Consider the following 16,551-nt stretch of genomic DNA (forward strand, 5'->3'; position numbering starts at 1 on the left):
CATCCCTGGCCGAAGATCGGCCTGGTCTGCTCGTCATCGCGGACAAGGGCGTCGCCTCGAAGGAGTTCGAGACCGATCTCGCCTTACGGGGCGCCGAGTTACTCCGCCCGTCCTTCAAGCGGAAGAAGCGCCGAAAAGGCGAGTCGCTACTCGACCACCGACCACATCGGAACTACTCGTCTAGAGGTCCTCGGCGAGCGAGAGCAGGCGGGTGACGGTGTTCCAGTTGCGCATGGTGGCCGGGCCGGTCGAGTGCGCCTCCAGGAGAGGCGGCAGCTTGGGACGCCGCAGCCCGTCGGGGAAGTAGACGTACAGCTCCCGCTCGCCTATCCGCATCTCCTCCGGGGCGTACGCCGCCGGATCGATGCTCGTCAGCCCCTCCCGGTCCGGCGGCCGGGACAGGAAGACCACGGCGAACCGAGCGGGGTCCCGGACCTCCAGGGGGTTGCGCTCCACCACCCCCCGAAGCTGCTCAGCCGTACGGACGATCACCGCGACGGACAGGCCGCACTCCTCTCGGAGCCCGCGCTCGATCGCGGCGGCGATCGGCTCGGCGTCCCCGTCGGCGGTGAACAGGGCGTTCCCGCTGCGCAGGTGCGTGCGCGCGTTCCCGTACCCGAGTCGTTCCAGCAGTGCCCTGAGGTCGGCCATCGCCAGCGTGGTGGCGGGGTTGACGTTGATGCCGCGCAGCAGCGCCACGTACCGCATCGCATCGCCTCCTTCCGGCGGGACACTACCGGCCGTTCCTGTCAGAAAGCGTCAGGTATCCGGCCTGCATGCATTGCCGCCATGTCGGCCGCCGATCGTCGCTGGGCGCGCCAACACGACCGTTCGGCGATCGGTGATCTCGCTGTGACCTGTGGGTCCTTACGCTGCCGCCGAGCAACCGTCCCGCTGGTCCGCGCGACGGCCCGTCACGCGGATCTGCCGGGCGCGCCTGGTCCGTGTCCGATTGGAGAACGTGTGACGTCCCCCCGCGCCGACGGCGGTCGAAACCCCGACCGGAGCCCGCTGAACTGGCTGCTCCTGATACCGATCGTGGTCCCGCTGATCCCACCCCTGTTCAACGCCGACGAACCGCGGCTGTTCGGCATCCCGATGTTCTACTGGCTGCAACTCGCCTTCATCATCCTCGGTGTGACCTCCACCACCCTCGTCTACCGCGCGACGAGGAGGAGCCGGTGAAGACCACCGAGATCGTCATCTTCACGCTCCTGTTCCTGGTGGTCAGCGGCATGGGCTTCCTCGCCGCCCGCTGGCGCCGCCCCGGCGACCTCGCCACGCTGGACGAGTGGGGTCTCGGCGGGCGCAGCTTCGGCAGCTGGATCACCTGGTTCCTGATCGGCGGCGACCTCTACACGGCCTACACGTTCGTGGCCGTGCCCGCCCTGATCTTCGGTGCGGGCGCCATGGGCTTCTACGCCGTGCCGTACACGGTGGTCGTCTACCCGATGGTGATGCTCGTGCTGGTCCGGCTGTGGTCGGTCTCGCACGTGCACAACCTCGTCACGCCGGCCGACTTCGTCCGCGTGCGCTTCGGCTCCCCCACGCTGGCGCTGCTGGTGGCCATCACCGGCATCGTGGCGACCATGCCGTACATCGCGCTGCAGCTCGTCGGCATCGAGGCGGTGCTGAAGACGATGGGGCTGACGGGCGACCTGCCGCTGATCATCGCGTTCGCGATCCTCGCGGCCTACACCTACCAGTCCGGGCTGCGCGCCCCCGCGTTGATCGCGTTCGTCAAGGACTCGCTGATCTACCTGGTGATCCTGGTCGCGATCATCTACATCCCGGCCAAGCTCGGCGGCTGGACGTCGATCTTCGACGCCGCCAAGGCCAAGTTCGACGCGACCCCGAACCCGGGCGACGGCTACACGCTGAACGCCAACAACCAGCTCCAGTACGTCACGCTCGCGTTCGGCTCGGCGCTGGCGCTGTTCCTCTACCCGCACAGCGTCACCGGCATCCTGGCCTCGCGCAACCGCAACGTCATCAAGCGGAACATGTCGGCCCTGCCGGCCTACAGCCTGCTGCTCGGCCTGATCGCCCTGCTCGGCTACATGGCGATCGCGGCGGGGGTCAAGCCGATCGGCAAGGACAACAACACGATCGTTCCGCAGCTGTTCGACAACGTGTTCCCCGACTGGTTCGCCGGGGTCGCCTTCGCCGCCGTCGGCATCGGCGCGCTCGTGCCCGCCGCGATCATGTCGATCGCCGCCGCCAACCTGTTCTCCCGCAACGTCTACAAGGAGTACATCAACCGGAACGCCACCGCCGCCCAGGAGGCCACGGTCAGCAAGATCGCGTCGCTGGTCGTGAAGATCGGCGCGGTGCTGTGCATCCTGCTCATCGAACCGCAGTTCTCGATCGACCTGCAGCTCATCGGCGGCGTGATCATCCTGCAGACGCTCCCGTCGGTGGGCCTCGGCCTCTACACCCGGTGGTTCCACCGGGGCGGCCTGATCGCGGGCTGGGCCGCCGGCATGGCGGCCGGGATGCTGCTGCTGTACAACATCGCCAACCCGGCCACCAACCACGCCCACTTCGGCGGCTCGGCCTTCCCGCTGTCGCAGCTCGGGTTCGACACCAAGATCACGCTGTACGCCGGGTTCCTCGCGCTGATCGTCAACCTGATCGTCGCCGTGCTCGGGACCTTCGTGGCCCGCGCGCTCAAGAGCGCCGACGGACCGGACGGCACCCGGTCGGAGGACTACTTCGCCGACCAGGGCGACCCGCGCGTCCACGAACTGGAGACCGCGGCGCCCAGCGCCTGATCGGGCTCCGTACGGACTTGTGGCCGGCTTGACGCGGCGGCGCGCGCCGCATGGAGCCGGCCACAAGCATGCGGTGGGACAAAGAGGCATCACCTCGAACGACGAAGGAGCGAAGGATGCCTCTCAGCAACGACCTGATCGTCACCGGCGGCCACGTGATCGGCATGGACCCGGCGGTGCCGGACGGACCCGCCGACGTCGTCGTCCGCGACGGCGTGATCGTGTCGGTCGGCCCCGCCGCCGAGGCGGCGCCGGGGGCGGACGTCGTGGACGCCTCCGGCTGCGTGGTGATGCCGGGCCTGGTCGACACCCACCGCCACACCTGGCAGTCCGCGCTGCGCCACATCGGGCTGGACTGGAGCCTGATGGACTACCTCGGGGCCGCGTTTCTCCAGCTCGGGCCGAACTTCCGGCCCGAGGACGTCTACGCCGGCACCCTGCTCGGCGCGCTCGGCGCACTTGAGTCCGGGATCACCACGCTCGTCGACTGGTCCCACATCCAGAACACGCCGGGCCACAGCGACGCCGCCGTGGCCGGGCTGCGCGACAGCGGGATCCGGGGGGTCTTCGCCTACGGCTGGCCCCAGGTCGACCCGCTCGCCTGGGTGGGCGACCACAGCGACGCGGAGCTTCCCGCCGACGTCCGCCGGGTCAGGGACGTGCTCCGCGACGACACCGCCCGCGTGACGATGGCCCTGGCGGCGCGCGGCCCCGAGATGTCGGCCCCGGCCGCCGCCCGGCGCGACCTGCTGCTCGCGCGTGAGCTCGGCCTGCGGGCCACCATGCACGTCGGCTCCGCCGACAAGGCGGGCAGCGTCGGATGGCTTCACGACGAGGGCCTGCTCGACGAGACGATCACGCTGGTGCACGCGAGCGCGACCGGCGACGACGAACTGAAGGCCGCCGCCGACGCGGGCGCGACCGCGAGCGTCTCCCCGTTCATCGAGATGACCATGCCAGGGCTCGGCACCCCCGCGACGGGCCGGCTCCTGCGGGCGGGCCTCGTCACCGGCCTCAGCACCGACACCGAGGTCGCCACCTCCGGAGACATGTTCACGCAGATGCGGGCGGCCCTGGCGCACCACAGGTTCACGCAGGACCCGGCGCCGCTGACCGCCGCCGATCTGCTGCGGATGGTCACCGCCGACGGCGCCGCGGTGGCGGGGCTGTCCGCCGTCACCGGCAGCCTCACGCCCGGCAAGCGGGCCGACCTGATCGTGGTCGAGGCCGGCACCCCCGCCATGGCGCCGATGCTCGACCCGCGCGCCGCCGTCGTCCTCGCCGGCCACCCCGGGCTGGTCCGCACGGTCGTCTGCGACGGCGTGGTCGTCAAGCGCGACGGCGTGCTCACCGGGCCGGTCGGGCGGGCCATGGACGCCGCGGCGGAGAGCCTCGCCCACCTCCGCGACGCCGTGCCCGCGGTGCTCTGCGCCTGAGAATGCGGTGCTCTGCGCCTGACAGCGCGGTGCTCTGCGCCTGACAGCGCGGTGATCGCCGTCTGGGGGCTCAGTAACGGCCCATGATCGTGGCACAATCCCGGCATGGCGGTCATGTTCCGGGTGCTCGGCCCGGTCGAGGCGTACGTCGACGGCGTTCCCGTCGACCTCGGCGGGCCGCGGCCCCGGCTGCTGGTGGCCCGCCTGCTGATCGCCAGGGGCGCGACCGTGTCGGTGGACGCGATCCTCGACGACCTGTACGACGGCACGCCCCCGCCGCGCGCCCAGAGCACGCTGCACAGCTACATCTCCAATCTGCGCCGGGTGCTCGAACCCGGCCGCGCTCCGCGCACGCCCTCGTCCGTGCTCCTCAGCCGCCCTCCCGGGTACGCGCTCGGGCCGCACGAGGTGGACGCCGACGAGTTCGTCCGCCTGGCCCAGGCCGGCGAGCCGGAACGCGCGCTCGCCCTGTGGCGCGGCATGCCGTACGAGGAGTTCGGCGACGTGCCCTGGCTCAGGCCGGAGATCGAGCGGCTCGCCGAGGCGCATCTGGTGACGCGGGAGCGTCTCCTGGCCGGGCGGGTGGGCGACCCCCACGTGGTGGGCGAGCTGGAGGCCCTGGTGGCCGCGTACCCCCTGCGCGAGGGGCTGTGGGAGCTGCTCGCCCGCACGCTCTACGCCCTCGGGCGGCAGGCGGACGCCCTGGAGGCGCTGCGCGCGGCCCGGGTCCACCTGGCCGAGGAGCTCGGCCTCGACCCCGGCCCGGCGCTGCGGCGCCTGGAGGAGGCGATCCTCGCCCAGGACCCGGCCCTCGACGGCCCCGCCCCCGTACGGCAGGGCCGGCCGGCGCCGACCCAAGCGGCACGGGCCGAGGCGGCACAGGCCGAGGCGGCGCGGGCGGACCGGCCGGAGCGGCGCGCCGTCGGCCGGGGGACGCAGTTCGACCGACTCGACGAGCTGGCGCGGAACGTGACCCAGGCGGCCCGGGGAGTGGCGCAGCGCGGGCCGGGAGTGGCGGTGATCTCCGGTGAGCCGGGGATCGGCAAGACGTGGCTGGCGGAGGCGTTCGCGGAGCGGCGGGCCGCCGAGGGCTGGCTGGTCGCCTGGGGCAGGTGTCACGAGACCTCCGGCGCGCCCGCGCTGTGGCCCTGGCAGCAGGTCGTGCGGGATCTCGCGGTCCGGGTTCCCCCGTCCCCCGCGCAGGCCGCCGCCCTGCGGGTGCTGCTCGGCGACGCCGCCCGGGACGACGACCCCGCCGCGGGGGCCGGACGGCCGGCCGAGGCGAGCGAGGCCCGGTTCCGGCTGCACCAGGCGACCGCGGCGTACCTGGAGGCGGCCGCGGCCGACCGGCCGCTGCTCGTGGTCGTCGACGATCTCCAGTGGGCAGACACGGCGTCGCTGGGCCTGCTGTCCGACCTCGCGTCGCTGCTGCGCGGCGCGGTCGCCGTCGTGATCACCGTGCGGTCCGGCGAGGGCCCGGCCGCGGTGCACGACACGCTCGGCCTGCTCGGGCGGCACGACGCCCTCCGCCTGCCGCTGGCCGGGCTCGACCCCGCCGCGGTCGCCGAGCTGTCGGGGCTGCGCGACGCGGCGAGCGTGGCGGCGCTCGCCGAGCGCACCCGGGGCAATCCCCTGTTCATCCGCGAGACCCTCCGGCTGGCCGAGGACCAGGGCCTCGACAGGGCGCTCACCGGGGTGCCCGAGGGCCTGGCCGACGTCCTGCGCCGCCGCCTGCTCGACCTGCCCGCCCGGCACCGCCCCGCCATCGACGCGGCGGCCGTGCTCGGCACCGGCGCGGACCGGCGGCTGCTGGCCGAGGTCGTCGCGGACGCCTCGGGCGCGGACGTGGACGAGGCGCTCGACGCCGCGACCGCCCTCCGCGTTCTCGGCGAGGACCTGCGCTTCACCCACGACCTCGTCCGGGAGACGGTCTACACCGACATCCCGCCGCGCCGCCGGGCCGGGCTGCACCTGGCCGCGCTCCGGGCGCTCGAACTGCGGCCGGGTGCCGACCTCGCGGTCCTCGCCAGGCACGCGCTGGCCGCCGGGCCCGCCGCGGCGGCGGACGCGGTGCGCTGGGCCTCGGCCACCGCCGGGCAGGCGGCCGGACGGCACGCGTACGAGGACGCCGCGCAGTGGTGGCGCCGGGCGGTGGAGGCACACGGGACGCTGCCCGGCGCGGACCCACGCGAGCACGTCGAGCTTCTGCTGCGGCTGGTCCGCGCGCAGCTCGCCGCCGGTCACGGCTTCTCGGCCCGGCAGACCCGGGCGGAGGCGGTGCTCGCGGCCGACAGGTCGGGCGACCCGCTGCTCGCCGCGCGGGCGCTGACCAGCCTGGACGCCCCGGGGTTGTGGAAGTTCTACACCTACGGCGACATCGAGCTGCACACCGTGCGGCGCATCGAGGACGCCCTCACCGCGCTGCCGGAGGAGGATTCCGAACTGCGCTGCAGGCTGCTCGGCTGCCTGGGGATGGAACGTTACGACGGCTCGGCCGACCCCCGCTGCGACACGGCCACGGCCGAGGCGCTGGCGATGGCCCGCCGTCTGGTGGCCTCCGGGGAGGCCGGCCGGGAACTGCTGGCGGTCACCCTCAACGCGCGGTATCTGGGCGTGCAACTCCCCGAGCACATGGCGGAGCTCGACGCGATCGGCGAGGAGCTCACCGGGCTCGGGCTGCCCGGGTTCGAGCTGCTCGGCTACATGATCAGGGAACGGACCCGGACCGACCTGTTCGACGTGGCCGGCGCCGACCGGGCCGCCGAGCGGGCGGAGGTGCTGGTCGAGCGGCTCGACCTGCCCTGGCCCCGGTTCCAGCACCTGATCTGGACGGGGACCCGGCGCCTGCTCGACGGGGACTTCGAGGGCGCGGGCAACGCGTACGCCGCGGCGGCCGAGGCCGGTGAGCGGCTCAACCTGTGGCACACGAGCAGCACGCTCTCCTCGGCGCTGCTCACCCGGCACTTCGCGATGCGGGACTTCGGCGGCGCCGAGGAGCTGATGGCGCACTACTCCCCCTTCCCCGCCCACCAGCAGGTGATGGGCGTGCTCATCGGCGACTGGCGGGGCGACCGCACCCCGGCCGAGACGGCGCGCGAGCAGGGCTGGCACCGGCTGCCGCGCGACTTCGGCGAGCTGCCGGGGCTGTGCCTGCAGGGCGAGGCCCAGATCGTCGCGGGCGACCACGAGGCCTGCGCCCTGACCTATCGCAGGCTCCTGCCGTACGAGGACAGGATCGCCTTCGGGGCGGGGACGTTCTGCGCCGGACCGGTGGGCTACTACCTGGGGCGGATGGCCTACCTGGGCCGGGCGGCCGGACCGGAGACGGCGCGCGCGCATCTGGACACGGCCGCCGAGCGCTGCGCGGCGGCCGGGCTGACCTGGTGGGCCGGCAGGATCGCCCGCGAACGCGAGGCCGTACGCGGATGACAACCGGCCCGGAAGCGGGCCGCAAGTGGACGTTGAGTGGCGGTGAAGGGGGCGCGGCCATCGTGGGGCCATGACAACACCGACGCAGACCCGGCGCCGTCCGGGCGACCCCGCTCCCGACCTCGTCACGTTCCTCGTCTTCCACACCGGCCTGCGGCGCGAGTTCGGCAGGCTGGCCGAGGTCCTCGACCGCTGCGACCCCCGCGACGAGCGGCGCCGCGCGGTCGTCGACGAGCACCTCGCGCTGCTGCTGCGCGCCCTGCACCACCACCACACCGAGGAGGACGAGGCGATCTGGCCGCTGCTGCGCGGTCTCGTCCCCGAGGCCGGTGCGGTGCTGGACCGGCTGGAGGCCGACCACCAGGAGATGGACGTCGTCATCGGCAGGCTCTCCGGCGGCGGTGCGCCGGCCCGCGCGGTCGCGGCCGACCTCCGCATGCTCGACCGGCTGCTGAACACCCACCTCGATCTGGAGGAGTCCGAGGTCGTCCCGCTCATCCGGGAGCACGTCAGCGCGGCCTGGTGGGAGGAGTCGGGCAAGAAGGTCACCAAGAGCCACGGCCGCGACCTGCCGATGCTCGCCGCCTGGCTGCTCGACGTGGCCACCCCCGCCGACCGCGACCACATCTTCGGCTCCGCCCCGGCCATCCTGCGGATCCTCTACCGGCTCTCCTGGCGCCGCGCCTACGAGCGCCGGGTGTCCCAGGTGTATGGATGACAGGTGTACGGATGACGGGAGACAGGTGACCGGGCCGGCGGCCTCCGCCGCGACGGTGCGGAGGCCGCGCCCGGGGTCCCCGGGTCAGTCGCCCGGACGGCAGACGGCGCCGGCCGGAGGCAGCGTCAGGTCCGTGAGATACCGCGTGGCGTGCCCGATGACGCACCGGTTGCCGGACAGGTAGAGGACGTGGCCGGGGCCGTCGTACCGCACGGTGGCCGAGCCGGGGACCCGCTTGACCAGACTGTCGGTCAGCGTGAAGTCGCTCCAGGTGCCCGCGCCGAGCAGCGGCGGCAGGCCGCGGACCGGCAGGGGGCGGGACGGGTTCGCGACCGGCAGCGGCCACCCCGCGCAGGCGAGCTGGTCGAAGGCCGCGCCGCCGAGGTCCGGGGAGACCCTGCGCGCCTCGCGGCGCGCCCTGACGTACTCCTCCCACCCGTGGTAGCCCCGGTCGTCGCCGCAGGTCATGCCTAGCGCGAAGGGCGTCGTCCAGGCGCGGGCGTTGCCCAGCGCCGCGTCGGCGAAGCCCGAGCCGTCGCCGTGCCGGGCCTTGTCCACGGCCTCGGCGAACGCCAGCCATCGGGAGTCGCCGGGCCCGGGGTCGGGGGCGAACCCGAACCACCGCAGGTAGGAGCCGGTCAGCCTCCCCCGGCCGAACCGCTGCGAGGTGACCGGGAGCGGCGACCTGTCGGCCCGCGCGGTGAGGTCGCGCCAGACCTTCCCGGCGTCCTCGCCGTGCAGGGCGCAGGCGGCGGTCCGCGCGCACCAGGCGGTGAAGCGGCCGAATATCCGCTGCAGGTCCCGGTAGCCCAGCAGGCTCTGGTTCGTCCAGCCTGCGGTCTGGTCGACCACGCCGTCCAGGTACATGGCGCGGACGCGTTCCGGGAACAGCCGGAGATAGGCCTCGGCCGGCACCCCTCCGGCGGACTCGGTCATGAAGCTGAGCCGCGGCTCTCCCAGGGCCGCGCGGATCGCCTCCGTGTCGCGGGCCACCGACACCGAGTCGAGCCTGCCGTACAGTCCGCTGCGGTCCTCGGCCCGGCATTCGCGGACGGCCGCGGCGATCGCCCGGGCCTGGGCGTCGTACTCGGCCCGGTCGCGGGGCTCGGTCAGGGCCGGCACCGCCGGCTGCCCGCAGGACCCGGGCAGCTTGGCGGCGAGCCCGGTGTTGCGCGGATCGAAGGAGACGAGGTCGAAGCGCTTCCTGATCCCGGCGAGGTCGCCCGCCGCCCGCTTGACGTCCTCGATCCCGCTGTTGCCGGGGCCGCCGGGGATGTGCAGCACGCTGCCGATCCGGTGTGCGGAGTCCGTGGCGGGCAGCCGCGCGACGCGCAGGGTCGTCGTCCGCCCGTCCGGGTGCGCCCAGTCGAGCGGCACGTCGATCGTGCCGCACCGCGTTCCCGCCGGGAACCCGTCTCCGGCGCAGGCCGTCCACTCGATCACCGGCCGGTACTCCTCGGCCCGATCCTTTGCGGCCTGATCCTTTGCGGGCCGGTGCTCCGCGGCCTGGGCCTGCGCCGGGACGAGCCCGGCCGTCATCGCCGCCGCCGCGAGCCCGGCGGCCGCGAGTCGTGTTCTGCCACGCATGTGTCGTGCCCTCCTTCGCGTTGTGCCGCTTCTTCTCACGCTCGCCGGGAAGCGGGCCGGGCGAAATCCGAAGGGCCCCCCGATCGGGCGTAGGGATTTCCCCCCGTAGTCAGGAAGGCGTGCCGGAACGGCGGCCTGTGATCACCGTGCGCCTGCGCGACGGGGACCACGCCCGCCCGAGCGGACGGGTATCCGCGCTGCGGCTACCGCCCGGCGGACGGCCCCACGAGGAAACGTGTGATCGCGTCGTCGATGAGCGCCTCGCCCTGAGGCATCGTGATCCGCCGGGACGTGACGAGCGCCGAAATGCCCTGAACGGTCGCGGCCAGCAGCAGCGTCAGCCGGCCGACATCGCCCGTGTCATACGCGCCCGCTCCGGCACCCGCGCTCATGATGCCGGTCATGGTGGCGAACAGGCGCTCCGCGGCGCTTCGGACCGCCTCCGACGGGGCGTCCACCTTCGCCGCGAACATGAGATCGAGCAGCGCCGGCTCCCTCACGGCGAACCGCACGTACGCCGAGGCCGCCGCACGGAGGGCGCGCGCATAGTCGTCGGGCTCGCTCGCAGCCGCCTCGCGAATCTCGTCGCCGAGCCGGACGAAGCCCCGTTCCGCCAAGGCGTCGAGAAGCGCGCTCCGATCGATGAAATGACTGCGGGGGGCGCCATGGCTGACGCCCGCCTCACGCGCCAGTTCCCGGAGGGACAGGGCGTCGATCCCACGCTCGCGAAGCACCGCCTCCGCCCGGTCGAGCAGCACGGCACGGAGATTGCCATGGTGGAAAGGCCGAGCGGTCACGATCACATCGTACTGAAAGTAGACGTTGACTAGATACTAGACAGTGTCTAGTCTGCGGATGCGGCTCGCGCTCCGGCGACGCAGCCCAGCGATCACATAGAGGAAAGAGACCGTGAGATGAGCGAGCAGAACATCGCATTGTGGCTGCCGAAGCGAGGCGCGCGCTTCGAGGTGGGGCCCGCCCCTTACACGCCTCCGGCGGCGAACGAGGTCGTCGTCCGAGTGCGGGCGGTCGCCGTGAACTTCATCGACGGCATACCGGGCTTCCTGTATCGCGTGGTCCTGCCCTGGCTGACCTTCCCGGCCGTGGTGGGCTCGGATGTCGCCGGCGAGGTCGTCGAGGTCGGCGCAGGCGTCACGCGGCTGCGACCGGGCGATCGCGTTCTCGGGCACGCGTTCGGCGTCGAGAAGTCGCAGAACCGCGCGGCGGAGGGCGCCTTCCAGCACTACGTCGTGCTCATGCAGCACATGGTCTCCCCGATTCCCGGCTCGCTGTCCTTCGAGCGGGCCGCCGTGCTGCCCCTGGCGCTTTCGACCGCGGCGACCGGCATGTTCCAGCAGGACCACCTCGGGCTGGCGATGCCCGGCTCCGACCCCGTCGAGCGGTCGGAGACGGTGCTCGTGTGGGGCGGTTCGACGAGCGTCGGGAGCAACGCGATCCAGCTCGCCCGCAACGCCGGCTACCGCGTGGTGGTGACCGCCTCACCGCGTAATTTCGACTACGTACGGTCTCTGGGCGCGGCCGAGGTGGTCGACCGCAGCAGCCCCGCCGCGGTCGACGAGATCGTGGACCGGATCGGCGACAGCCCGCTCGCCGGCACGCTCGCCATCGGATCCGGGTCACTCGCGCCGGCGGTCGCGATCGCGTCCCGCACCACGGGCGGCAGGCGCGTCGCGTCGGCGCAGCCCGGATGGCTCGTACGCCTGCGGTCCTCGCGGGCACGGCGACTCGGGGTGCGGGTGAGCGGGATCTGGGGCGGCACCCTGAAGGACAACGAGGTCGGACCGGCGATCTACGCCGGCTTCCTCCCGGCCGCGCTCGCCACCGGCGCCTACCGGGCCGCGCCGGACGCGACCGTCGTCGGCCACGGACTCGCCCGCATCCCCGACGCGCTGCGGCGGCTCCGAGGCGGCATCTCGGCGACCAAGCTCGTCGTCACCGTCTGAGCGCGCCGCCGGCGCGGGCGTGGCGGGGTCCGCCGTGCCCGGCCCTGGGCCGGATCAGGCCGCCGAGTGGATCGGCGAGCGCGGATCTATGCCGGCGTGGGAACGGTCCCTATGCTCTCCTGGAAATGGTGCGTTTATGGGTTCTCGGCCAGTTCCGGGCCGAAGTGGGCGGGCGTCCTGTCGATCTGGGGCCGCCGCTGCAGCGGGCGGTGCTGGCGCGGCTGGTCTGCGCCGGCGGGCATGTGGTGTCGACCGACCGGTTCATCGACGACCTGTGGCAGGGCCAGCCCCCGCCGAAGGCGCTGGGCGCGCTGCAGGTCTACGTCTCCAACCTGCGCCGTCTCCTCGAACCCGGCCGCGCGCCGCGGACCCCGGCGAAGGTCCTGGTGACCGCTCCACCCGGATACGCGCTGCACCTCGACGCCGAGTCCGTCGACGCGTGGCGCCTCCCCACGCTCGTGAACACCGCGTCGGCCCTCCTCGCCGAGGGAGATCCGGCGGGGGCACTGCGGGTGGTCGACGAGGCCCTGGCGCTGTGGAGGGGGGCCGCCTTCGCCGAGTTCGGCGACGAGGACTGGGCGGTGCCGGAGGCGGCGCGGCTGGAGGAGCTGCGGGTCCTGGCGGCCGAGTATCGCGCGGAGGCGAAGCTCGCGCTCGGCCGGCATGCCGAGGTGGTGCCGGAGCTGGAGCGGCACGTCGCCGACCACCCGCTGCGTGAGGACGCCGTACGGCTCCTGGCCCTCGCCTACTACCGCTCCGGACGGCAGGCCGACGCCCTGGCGGCGCTGCGCAGGACTCGGGCCAGGCTCGCCGAAGAGCTGGGCATGGACCCGGGACCCGCCCTGCGGGCGCTCGAAGCCGGCATCCTCGCGCACAGCGAGGCCCTCGACGCGCCGAAGACCGTCACCGCGCCCGCATCTCCGGCCCTGCCACCCGCCGCACAGGCAGCGGCCGCGCAGTCACCGCGTGCTCCGTCACCGGTCGCGCCGCCGCCCCGGATGATCGGCCGTACGGCGGAGCTCGCCCGCCTGGTCTCCGCCGCGGAGCAGGCCGGGCGCGGGTTCCGCGTGGCCTGGGTCGGCGGGGATCCCGGCGCGGGCAAGAGCACGCTGGCCGACGCCCTGCTGCGCCGTCTCGGCGACGAGGGCTGGCGGGTCGCGGTCGGCCGGTGCCCCGAGACCCTCGGCGGAGTGCCTCCCGCGTGGGCGTGGACCGAGGTTCTGCGCACCCTGTTTGCCGCCCATCCCCCGGATCCCGCGACGGAGGCGCGGCTCGCGCCCCTGTTGAAGGAGGACTCCCCCGGTGCCGGTCAGTTCCGGCTGGCCCAGGCGGTGGGCGACTACCTGGAGAGCGTGCCGGGACCGCTGCTGCTCGTGCTGGAGGACGTGCACCGCGCCGACGACACGACCCTCGAGTTGCTGCGCCACCTGGGGGCCAGGCTGGCGGACACCGCGATCCTGGTGGTCCTGACCCACCGGCCGTCCGAGGCGGGCGACGACCTGATGGCGACCGGAGCCGCCCTGGCCGTGCAGACGGCCGAGAACATGACCCTGCAGGGGCTCGGGGAGGACGACGTCCGGCGCCTGCTGGTGGAACGATCCGGCATGGAGGTGGACCCCGGCACCGTCCGGACGGTCGCCGAGCGCACCGGAGGCAATCCGCTGTTCGTGGCCGAGACCGCCCGGCTGCTGGCGACCGAGGGCGTGTCGGCGGCGCGCTCGCTGCCGCCCGGGGTCCGCGACCTCATCCGCAGGCGGATCGTCCGCCTCCCCGCGACGGCGCAGACGACCCTGCGCAACGCCGCCGTCATGGGCAGGGACGCCGACGTCGACGTGCTGGTCGCCGTCCAGGACGCCGTGGAGGAGACGGTGCTCGACGGCCTGGAGGCGGGGGTGCTCGCCGGGCTGCTCACCGAGCCGGCCCCCGGCAGGGTCCGGTTCACGCACGTCCTGGTCCGCGAGACCCTCTACGAGGACATCCCCCGGCTGCGCCGTACGCGGCTGCACGCGAGGGTGCTCGCCGCGCTGGAGCGGGTGCACCCGGGCGACGTCGGCGCGCTCGGCTACCACGCGCTCGCCGCCGCCACTCCGGCCACGGCGCGCGCGGCCGCGGAGTACGCACGCCGGGCGGCCGAGCAGGCGTCCGGCGTGTACGCCCACAGGGAGGCGGCGGCCCTGCTCGAAGGCGCACTCGATGCCCTGGATCTCGCGACCGAGCCCGCGGACAGTCTCCGGCTGGACCTGCTGTGCCGCCTGGTCTCCGCGCAGGCGAGCGCGGGTGACCTCGTACGGGCGGCGGCCACGCGCAAGCGTGCCCTGGCGATGACCCGGCGGCTCGGCGACCCCCTCGCCGTCGCCCGCGCCGCGGTCGCCAACGACGCGCCCATGATCTGGAAGAACGACCCCACCGCTGACCCGGACCTCGTGGACGCCATTCGCTCCTGCCTGCCGGTCGTGGCCGGCGAACCGCGCTGCCGGCTGCTCGCCGCCCTGGCCTACGAGATGGGCGGTCACGACGAAGAGGTCGTCGCGGTCGCGAGCGCCGAGGCCGTCGAGATCGCCCGCGGCCTCGGCGACCCTCGCCTGCTGTGCCTGGCGCTCAACGCGCGCTACTGGGCGACGTTCGTGCCGGGCCACCGCGACGAGCTGGAGGCGATCGGGCACGAGCTGCTGGAGATCTCCGCCCGGGACGGGCTGCTCGGCTACCAGACCGTCGCTCACCACGCGCTGAGCATGGTCGCGCTGGGGCGCAACGACTGGGCCACGGCCCAGACGCACGCCGCGCGGGCGGTGGAATACTCCACCAGCGGCCAGTTGGGCCTCGTCCTGGCCATCATCGCGTTCCTCGACGCCCTTCGCCTCCTGGTGGAGGGAAAGTTCGAGCAGGCCGAGGCGGCCTACACGGTGCTGTCCGACCGGATGGGAGAGGCGGGGGGCCAGAACGACATGGTCTTCGGGAGCCTGGCCCGGTTCGTCGTACGCCTCGCCTGTGGCCGTGCGCACGAGTCGGTGGCCGAACTGGCCGCCGCCCGCGAGGCCATCCCCGATGAGATCGACGAGTTCTACGTCGGCGCGCTGGTCGCCGACGGGTGTCTTGAGGAGGCCCGGTCCGCCTGGCCGGACCGCTGGCCGACCCGGTGGGTCTATCACACGATCAACGTGGCGCTCCGCGCCGGCACCGCGATGGCCCTCGGCGCCCGGGAGGTGGCCGAGGAGTGCTACCGGCTTCTCCTTCCGTTCCGGGACGAGATGGCCGGCCTGCATACCGTCGCGATCACGCTCGGCCCCACCGGCCTCGTGCTCGGGCGGCTGGCGGAGTTCCTGGGCGATCCCGCCGCGGCGGCGGAGCACTACGCCACGGCCGCGGCCGTCGCCGAACAGCTCGGCTCACCGCACTGGCGTGAGGAGGCGCTGCGGGCGCTCGACACGGTGAATTCGTGAGGACAGCGCCGCCAAGTGGCCGCCAAACAGGCGTTTAGCGGGCGGGGCCACCGTGGTTTCCGAGACCGATTCGGACATCATGGAGGCTCTCATTGGACACGCCCGACCTCACCGGGATCCGCATCATCCACCGCGCCATGCGCGGCGACCTGCACCGGCTCCGCGCGCTCGCCGAGGACCTCGACGCGGAACGCCGACGGGCCGACTCCGCCCGCGCCGCCGCCGTCGCCCGCTACGCGGAGGACGTCTGCGCGGCGATCCATCACCACCACAGCAGGGAGGACGAGGTCGTCTGGCCGGTAATCGAGCGGTCGGCGGGCGCCGCCGTGGACCTCGCCGATCTCTCCGACGACCACTCCGAACTCGACCCCCTGCTCGACCGGGTCCGCGCGACGGCACGGGCCTTCGCGAGCGGCCGGGGCGTCGGCGATCTGGCGGCCGCGCTGCGCACGCTGTCGGAGCTCATCGACGAGCACATCGAGGAGGAGGAGCGCAGGATCTTCCCGGTCATCGAGAAGTACGTGCCGGCGGCCGACTGGAAGGAGATGGAGAAATCGCTCAGGGGCGGCGACCCGCGTTTCGAGCTCGCCTGGGTCGACCGGTACGCGAGCCCGGAGGAGATGGCGCACATCCGCAAGCTCGCCGGGCCGGTCCTCAGCCTGCTGCTGATACTGCTCCGCCCCGGACACCGGCGCCGCCAGCGGATCGTCTTCGGGAGCTGAGCGGACATGGCACGACGCTCCCGCCTGTTCAACCTGGCGATCAAATGCATCTGCGACTGGCACGTGCGCACCTACCGCAGGACCGGCGGGCGCAGGCCCGCCACCATGCGCGGCATCCCCGTCCTGCTACTTACGACCCGGGGCCGCAAGACTGGCCTGCCCCGGACCCGGCCGGTCGGGTACGGCAGGGACGGCCGGCGCTTCGTCGTGATCGCCTCGAACGGCGGCGACGACGCCACTCCCGCCTGGTGGCTCAACCTGCGGCACGACCCCGTCGCCGAGATCGAGGTGGGCGGCGCCGGCGGGCTCACCGTGCGCAAGGTGCGCGCCGTCGAGGCCACGGGCGAGGAGTACGAACGCCTGTGGCGGACGATGAGCCGGCGGCACCCCGTCTACGAGGGGTACAAGGGCATGACGCCGCGCCGCATCCCGGTCGTGGTGCTCGACCCCCTCGACGCCCTTCCGGCGTGACCCCGGCTGC

At 73.6% G+C, this 16,551-nt stretch carries 12 protein-coding genes; 9 read left to right on the forward strand and 3 right to left on the reverse strand.

Annotated elements, in window-relative coordinates:
* Nucleotides 1-180: 180 nt before the first annotated feature.
* A complete protein-coding gene (locus ABZ860_RS35175; RefSeq protein ID WP_357228817.1) occupies nt 181-708 on the reverse strand; it encodes a DUF1697 domain-containing protein in 528 nt (175 codons plus the stop codon).
* Between the two features lie 255 nt (nt 709-963).
* On the opposite strand from ABZ860_RS35175, the gene ABZ860_RS35180 reads away from it, so the two are divergent.
* The 5 genes from ABZ860_RS35180 to ABZ860_RS35200 all read left to right on the forward strand — a co-directional run bounded on the left by ABZ860_RS35180 (nt 964) and on the right by ABZ860_RS35200 (nt 8,357).
* Entirely contained in the window at nt 964-1,185 is a 222-nt protein-coding gene (locus ABZ860_RS35180) for a DUF3311 domain-containing protein (RefSeq protein ID WP_357228819.1), read from the forward strand.
* Entirely contained in the window at nt 1,182-2,774 is a 1,593-nt protein-coding gene (gene mctP / locus ABZ860_RS35185; RefSeq protein WP_357228822.1) for a monocarboxylate uptake permease MctP, read from the forward strand. Before ABZ860_RS35180 ends, mctP begins: the two co-directional genes overlap by 4 nt.
* Nucleotides 2,775-2,890: 116 nt before the next feature.
* Complete coding sequence (locus ABZ860_RS35190; RefSeq protein ID WP_357228825.1) at nt 2,891-4,210, forward strand: amidohydrolase family protein; 1,320 nt, start codon at nt 2,891-2,893, stop codon at nt 4,208-4,210.
* 105 nt (nt 4,211-4,315) lie between these two features.
* Complete coding sequence (locus tag ABZ860_RS35195; protein ID WP_357228828.1) at nt 4,316-7,639, forward strand: BTAD domain-containing putative transcriptional regulator; 3,324 nt, start codon at nt 4,316-4,318, stop codon at nt 7,637-7,639.
* A gap of 70 nt (nt 7,640-7,709) precedes the next feature.
* Nucleotides 7,710-8,357, forward strand: a complete 648-nt coding sequence (locus ABZ860_RS35200) for a hemerythrin domain-containing protein (RefSeq protein ID WP_357228830.1) — start codon at nt 7,710-7,712, stop codon at nt 8,355-8,357.
* An 84-nt stretch (nt 8,358-8,441) separates the two neighbouring features.
* Here ABZ860_RS35200 and ABZ860_RS35205 read toward each other — a convergent pair whose 3' ends face one another.
* Both ABZ860_RS35205 and ABZ860_RS35210 read right to left on the reverse strand, forming a co-directional pair.
* Nucleotides 8,442-9,944, reverse strand: a complete 1,503-nt coding sequence (locus ABZ860_RS35205; RefSeq protein ID WP_357228833.1) for an alpha/beta fold hydrolase — start codon at nt 9,942-9,944, stop codon at nt 8,442-8,444.
* Between the two features lie 203 nt (nt 9,945-10,147).
* Complete coding sequence (locus tag ABZ860_RS35210) at nt 10,148-10,702, reverse strand: TetR/AcrR family transcriptional regulator (protein ID WP_357228836.1); 555 nt, start codon at nt 10,700-10,702, stop codon at nt 10,148-10,150.
* Nucleotides 10,703-10,858: 156 nt separating this feature from the next.
* On the opposite strand from ABZ860_RS35210, the gene ABZ860_RS35215 reads away from it, so the two are divergent.
* The 4 genes from ABZ860_RS35215 (at nt 10,859) to ABZ860_RS35230 (ending at nt 16,541) form a co-directional block, all read left to right on the forward strand.
* Entirely contained in the window at nt 10,859-11,908 is a 1,050-nt protein-coding gene (locus ABZ860_RS35215) for a zinc-binding alcohol dehydrogenase family protein (RefSeq protein ID WP_357228839.1), read from the forward strand.
* Nucleotides 11,909-12,033: 125 nt separating this feature from the next.
* Nucleotides 12,034-15,348 (forward strand): BTAD domain-containing putative transcriptional regulator, encoded by a 3,315-nt coding sequence (locus ABZ860_RS35220; protein ID WP_357228842.1) that lies wholly within the window; start codon nt 12,034-12,036, stop codon nt 15,346-15,348.
* Nucleotides 15,349-15,440: 92 nt separating this feature from the next.
* The gene (locus ABZ860_RS35225; RefSeq protein WP_357228845.1) at nt 15,441-16,070 is read left to right on the forward strand and encodes a hemerythrin domain-containing protein; all 630 of its coding nucleotides are present in this window, start codon (nt 15,441-15,443) and stop codon (nt 16,068-16,070) included.
* A gap of 6 nt (nt 16,071-16,076) precedes the next feature.
* The gene (locus ABZ860_RS35230; protein ID WP_357228847.1) at nt 16,077-16,541 is read left to right on the forward strand and encodes a nitroreductase/quinone reductase family protein; all 465 of its coding nucleotides are present in this window, start codon (nt 16,077-16,079) and stop codon (nt 16,539-16,541) included.
* The last annotated feature ends 10 nt before the right edge of the window (nt 16,542-16,551 follow it).

This window comes from Microbispora sp. NPDC046973, from assembly GCF_040644495.1.
Lineage (GTDB): Bacteria > Actinomycetota > Actinomycetes > Streptosporangiales > Streptosporangiaceae > Microbispora.

What these genes read in the sequence shown, in the direction of transcription:
- ABZ860_RS35200 (WP_357228830.1), top strand. Translation starts at nt 7,710, where the DNA reads ATGACAACACCGACGCAGACCCGGCGCCGTCCGGGCGACCCCGCTCCC.
- ABZ860_RS35230 (WP_357228847.1), top strand. Translation starts at nt 16,077, where the DNA reads ATGGCACGACGCTCCCGCCTGTTCAACCTGGCGATCAAATGCATCTGC.
- ABZ860_RS35190 (WP_357228825.1), top strand. Translation starts at nt 2,891, where the DNA reads ATGCCTCTCAGCAACGACCTGATCGTCACCGGCGGCCACGTGATCGGC.
- ABZ860_RS35205 (WP_357228833.1), bottom strand. Translation starts at nt 9,944, where the DNA reads ATGCGTGGCAGAACACGACTCGCGGCCGCCGGGCTCGCGGCGGCGGCG.
- ABZ860_RS35215 (WP_357228839.1), top strand. Translation starts at nt 10,859, where the DNA reads ATGAGCGAGCAGAACATCGCATTGTGGCTGCCGAAGCGAGGCGCGCGC.
- ABZ860_RS35220 (WP_357228842.1), top strand. Translation starts at nt 12,034, where the DNA reads ATGGTGCGTTTATGGGTTCTCGGCCAGTTCCGGGCCGAAGTGGGCGGG.
- ABZ860_RS35195 (WP_357228828.1), top strand. Translation starts at nt 4,316, where the DNA reads ATGGCGGTCATGTTCCGGGTGCTCGGCCCGGTCGAGGCGTACGTCGAC.
- ABZ860_RS35175 (WP_357228817.1), bottom strand. Translation starts at nt 708, where the DNA reads ATGCGGTACGTGGCGCTGCTGCGCGGCATCAACGTCAACCCCGCCACC.